The organism is Streptomyces sp. RP5T (genome assembly GCF_003933965.1).
Taxonomy (GTDB): domain Bacteria; phylum Actinomycetota; class Actinomycetes; order Streptomycetales; family Streptomycetaceae; genus Streptomyces.
Map to the genome: position 1 here is coordinate 1 of NZ_RSAJ01000536.1, position 5,648 is coordinate 5,648.

At 71.6% G+C, this 5,648-nt stretch carries 1 protein-coding gene and 1 pseudogene; one reads left to right on the forward strand and one right to left on the reverse strand.

Annotation, left to right across the window (positions count from 1 at the left end):
* Positions 1 to 189: hypothetical protein (locus EHS43_RS47185; protein WP_221740793.1), on the reverse strand; the 189-nt coding region annotated here is incomplete at its 3' end.
* A gap of 34 nt (positions 190 to 223) precedes the next feature.
* Here EHS43_RS47185 and EHS43_RS46810 point away from each other — a divergent pair.
* Positions 224 to 5,648 (forward strand): annotated as a pseudogene (locus tag EHS43_RS46810) (hypothetical protein); the annotation flags it as partial.

Genomic DNA, 5,648 nt, shown 5'->3' on the forward strand with positions numbered 1-5,648 from the left:
GCCGACGACCACCCCCACCACTTCCTCGCGTACGTACAACCCGCCCTCGACGCCAACGACTTCGCCGTCCCAGTCCCGCTTCGATCTCACCGACCCGGCCACCGACATCGAGTCCGTGCTCACCCCGGCCTCACCGCTGCCCACCACCTCCTCCACCACCGGCGACTTCACCGCTGCCTCTGGTCCCACGCTGCCGAAGTCGTCCCTCACCCAACCGGGTTCGGTGGACACGGACAGCGCGATCACGCCCACCGACTTCGGCGACTCGGAGTTCTCGGGGACGGACACCTCCTCGCCCGACCCGGACGTCATCACCCCTGCCGGCCACGGGTCGACGGCCATGGGCCCGTCCCATGCGCCGGGTATCGGCACGGGCGGCGGCACGCGCCAGCCCGCCCCGGAGACCGTCACCGCGGCGCGTGACGAGCACGCCGACGCGATGCGCGCCGTCGCCGAGGCCAACGCCAAGGCCGACACCATCAGGCAGCGTGTCGAGGCGGGCGTGGGCTCCAGCCGCGACGCCGACGCACTCACGCGGGCCACCGCGGACGTACAGGAGGCCGAGTCCCACCTGGCGCAAACCGAGGAGCACCTGCGGGAGTTGGGGATCGACCCCCATGCGCCGGACCTGCACGGTCAGCACGCGCCGGCCGTCCGGCGCGACGAGACGCAGCGCCAGTGGATCGCCGACCGGATCACCGTGGCCGACCTGCCCGCCGAGCTCACCACCGCCTCTTCCGACCCCGCCGGCCTGTCCGAACTCGACCGCGTCAGGTCCCAGATGGTCCAGTCCGGTTCATGGTCCCCGGAACTCGACACGACAGCCGCCAACGCCAGCCGCCGTATGTGGCAGGACGCCTACGCGGACTTCGCCGGCGCGGTGCCGGACGAGGTCAGGGACAACGCGGGGCACGCCTGGAGTACCGCCGTCTCGCTCGTGCTGCCGCTGGAGCTGCATTCCGTGCTCGCCGACTCGCGGCACGTCCTGGAGCCGTACCGGAACGCGGTACGACAGGTGGCCGACGTGCTGGTGACGGGCGGCGGCAGGGAAGCGGCGACCACCCTGGCCGACCGGCTGCGGCACGGGCTCGACCTGCCCGCCCGGCTGCGCGGCGGCGCGAGCGGCAGCACGCCCGCCGCGCCGACGGCGGTGCCCACGGCGGGGGACCCGGCCTCGCGTCCGGGCCTGCGGCCGTCCGACCCCGGCGGCCACCCCTCGGACTCCGACGACGCGTCCTCCGAGTCGTCCGACTCCTCCGATTCCGAGGCGGACTCCGAGCCGGATTCGGAGGCGGAATCGGACGCCGGGAACGACTCGGAGAACGATTCCGACGACGAGCCGACCACGGTTCCCCCGCCACGACGGCCTCCCACGTCCTCCGGTCCGCCGCAGCAGCCCGACGACTCCGAATCGGAGGAGGAGTCGGAGGAGGAGTCCGAGTCCGAGGCGGATGAGGCCGGGGCGGACGAGTCCGACGCATCGGATTCCGACGACGAGTCCGATGACCACTCGGACGACTCGGACGACAACCTGTTCGCCTTGCCGCTGACGCGTACGGCACCGGCACCCGCGGACCCCTCTGACGCCGAGGACTCGGACGACTCGGACGACGAGTCCTCCGACGACGACGAGGACGAGGACGCGTTCGACCCGGCGCAGGACTTCGAGCCCACCGACGGCGAGGGCCGACGGCTGTCCGACTTCCTCGCGGAGTCGGACTGGTGGCAGCTGTTCATCGACCCCCGGGACCACGCGCGCGTGCAGAACGCCTACCCGTCGGACCCCGGAGAGGCGTACGACCGGGAGCAGTCCCCGGGGTTCCGGCAGGGCATGGTGGACGCGTACCGGCACTTCCTGGACAACCCGGACGGTGTCGCGCACCGGATGGACGCGAGGTCGTACCTGGCGTTGCACGACCTCGCCGTCGCGCACCTGAAGAACAAGCCGGGATGGTCCGGCGGCCAGCCCACCAGCTTCCCGCTGCGCAACACCGTCCTGAGCGACGACCTGCTGGCCGAGGAGCTGGACGGACGGCCGCTCGTCGTGCACCTGGACACCGAGTACTGGGCCCAGGACGACGAGGACCGGGAGACGGACTTCATCACGGCCGTGGAGACGTTCTCGACCGGACGCCCCCTGCTGCAGACCAACTACCAGAAGGGCGAGGTCGCGAGGCTGGTCGACCTCACCTTCGACCGCTACTACGAGGAGATCGGGCGAGCGGTCACCCCCATGGACCGGCTCGCCGCCATCAGCCGGGCCATCCGGACGCTCCAGGTCGTGCACCCCTTCCACGACGCGAACCGCCGCATCAACGTGCATCTGCTGCTGCACAAGTTCCTGCTGGAGCAGGGCTTCAGGCCCGTGGTCACCACCCAGCTGGCCGCGCTCTTCCAGGGCGGCTACTCCGTGCCCCGGATGGCCGGCATCCTCGCCGAGACGCTGGGCATCCCGCCCAACGACCGCGCCTTCTCCCTGCCGCCGGACTTCCGGCCGGCCCCGGTCAGCGCCGAGGACCTGCAACGGCTGCGGTACCAGAGCGAGGCGGAGCAGTTCGAGAGCAGGCTCGCCGACTTCCTCTCGGAGCATCCGGACGTCACGGCCGAGGTCAAGCGGTTCGTCGCTCTGCTGTGGGAGAGGACACCGCAGGTGATGAGGCCCATGCTGGGCTCGCTCGACAGCTCTGTTCCCGGTTCGGTGGGCCGCTCTCCCGCCGCGCTCGAAGAGGTCGTGCGGAGCGGCAACTTCCGTGAGCAGACCGTGTTGTTGTGGAACGCGTTGCGCTACCACGTCTTCGACTCCCTGCACGGCACGCGGAAGACCTATCCGCCCGTCATCGCCGCCGACCGCCGCTGGCGGGGCACCCCCTCGGAGGGCCTGCCCGAGCGCGACCCGGAGACCGCACGGCCGCCCCTCAGCAAGGCCGAACGCGAGTTCTCCACGAACGGCACCGACTGGATCACCGGTGCGCAGCGCTCCGGCGTCACCCACCGGCCGCCCGCCGCGCAGCCCACGGACGAGCGCCCGCTGACCGTGGAGGACTCCCCGCACTACGCCGCCCAGAGCACCGGTGCCCTGCTCATGACCGGCCTGTCCGGCACGGCGTACTTCTGGCTCAACGCCGTCGAGGCCGCGAACAAGCAGTGGGACGCGGGCCTGGACCTCGGGCTGATGCGGCTGGCGCTCGTCGGCACCCTGCTGGCCAACCGCCACCACTCGCTGCACGAAGTCCTCAAGGCCACCGAACTGTGGGCCTCCGAGGAAGACCATCCCGAGCGCCACGGCCTCGACTTCTCCTACGACGACTCCTGGGACCGCTACAACAGCCTGCGCCCCCTCAGCGAGCAGGAGTTGCGCGACCACGTCGCGGTCGGCGGCCGGTTCCCCAACGAGCGTGTCCGCGAGTTCTACCAGGGCGGCACGTCCGGCCGGCCGGCCCGCTCGGCCGTCCCGCGTCTTTCGGACCTGCTGCTCCAGGGGTCCTGGTGGCGGCTGTTCATCGACCCGAACGTCCACGAGGAGGTCTTCGCACCCAGGCCCGACGACATCGGCGGCCACCTGGACCGCACCAAGTACCCCGGCTACCGCAAGGGCATGACCGAGCTGTACGCCGAGGTCCTCGACGGTGGCGGCGGCGACCGGGACTGGTCGCGCGTCGACGTCGACGCGTACGAGAGGATGCACGACCTCGCGACCCGTCATCTCACGGACGGCGGCCACAACCGGTCGACCACGTGGTCGGGCTCCTCGATGGTCACCCATCGCGGCACGGGCGTCGAACGCCTGGCGGCCGATGTCAGTGAGGAGACCGTCCTGGGGCGGCCTCTGCTGGTCGACTTCAACGCACAGCGGCCGGGCGGGCCGAGGCCGATGATGGTCTTCTGGCTGGGCGGCAGGGTGTCCAGCAACTACACCGTCGAGGACGCCCGCGCCGCGGTGCAGGAACTGCTGGACCGGTACTACGACGAGGTGGCCGTGGCGGTCGGCCCCGACGACAAGCTGCGTGCCATCGCGCGGGTGACACGTGCCCTGCAGATCCTCCAGCCCTTCACGGACGCCAACAGCCGCGTCAACGTCCACACGCTGATGCAGAAGTTCCTGCTGGAGCAGGGCTTCAGGCCCGCCGTGCTGATGAACTCCCATTCGCTGTTCCTCGGCGGCTTCTCGGTGCCGGAGATCGTCGCCCATCTGAAGGACGGCATGGCGCTGTTCGACCGGCATCTGCGCTGGGCGCGCTGGGACGGCTTCAACCAGTTCGGTGGGCCGCGCGACACCCGGCTGGTCGACGACCTGGCCCGGGGCATGGGCCTGACCGGCGACGCCCCGGCGGAACTGCGCCGCCGTGTGGTCGACACGGTACGGACGGCCAGGGCGATGTTCGGCGACGAGATCCCCGGCGACGACCAGGCCGGGCAGACCCGGTGGCTGGGGGCGTTCCACCGCCTGCGCGACGCGGCGGGCGTGCTCTTCCCGGAGCTGTCCGGGCCCGACGCGATCTCCGAGTACGTCTCCCGGGTCTACGAACTCGGCCCCGAGGACGACCTGTTCGACGAGCACGTCCTCGCGGCTGTCGAGTCCGTGGCGAATCTGCCCGCCGACGGCACCCCGCTGGACATGGACGCCGTACGTGCGCACCTGCCCGATCTGCCCGACGACGAGGCGCAGTCGCAGACGGCCGAGGCCACGGCGGATCCCGGCCACGACTCGGACCCAGAGGAGGGCTCCGAGGACGAGTCGGAGGAAGAGTCCGAGGAGGAATCCGAGGAAGAGTCGGAGGACGAGTCGGACGCCGATGCCGATTCCGGCGACGAGTCGGACTCCGACGACGAGTCCGACTCCGGTGACGCCCCGCTACCTTTGCCGCCGACGGTTTTCAACCCGAACGCGCCCGCGCCCGCCACCAGGACCGCGCCGGGTACACGCGCCTCGTCCGCTGCCGAAGCGCCGCTGCTGCTGCCCTCGATGGCCTTCGACCCGAACGCCGGGGCCGGCGGCCGACGGCGTGGCGGGCTCCCCGGCGGCTCCCGGGACAACGGCGTCGACCCGCTGGAGTCGGGCTGGCCGGTGGGCCGTTCGGTGACCTTGATGGCGCCCCGGCGCACCCCGGACGGCGGGACAGCCCCGACCCTCGTGCCCGTGGAGGACGTGCCGGCTCCCGAGGGCAAGGGCAAGGGGAAGAGCGCACAGAGCGACACATGGTTCTCCGTCACCCTGCGCGAGGCTCCGGACCCCTCGGACTCCGCGTCGGTCCGGTCCGGCTCGTCCGGCGCCGCACGGCCCGGCTACGAGGTCAGTGACCTGGGCCGGGTGCGGCTGCCCGACGGGCAGGAACTGGACGCGGAGGGCTGGGCCGGATTCGGCGACGACTTCGTCCACCTGCCCTCGGGCGCGTATCTGCGCGGGGACAGCGGCTGGATCGGACGCGTCGACAACATAGAGGCCCTGCGCCAGGTGCTGGACGAACTCGACCCCGACACGGCCCCGTACACCCTGGTGGCGAACCCCGCCTCCGGTGTGTACCTGACCCCGCAGGGGACAACGGGCACACAGGCCGTCCAACTGCCCCTGGACCACCAGGCCGACAAGACGCCGGACCCGCCCGCGCAGCAGACGGAGGACACCGGACACGACCCCGTCCCTGTCTCTT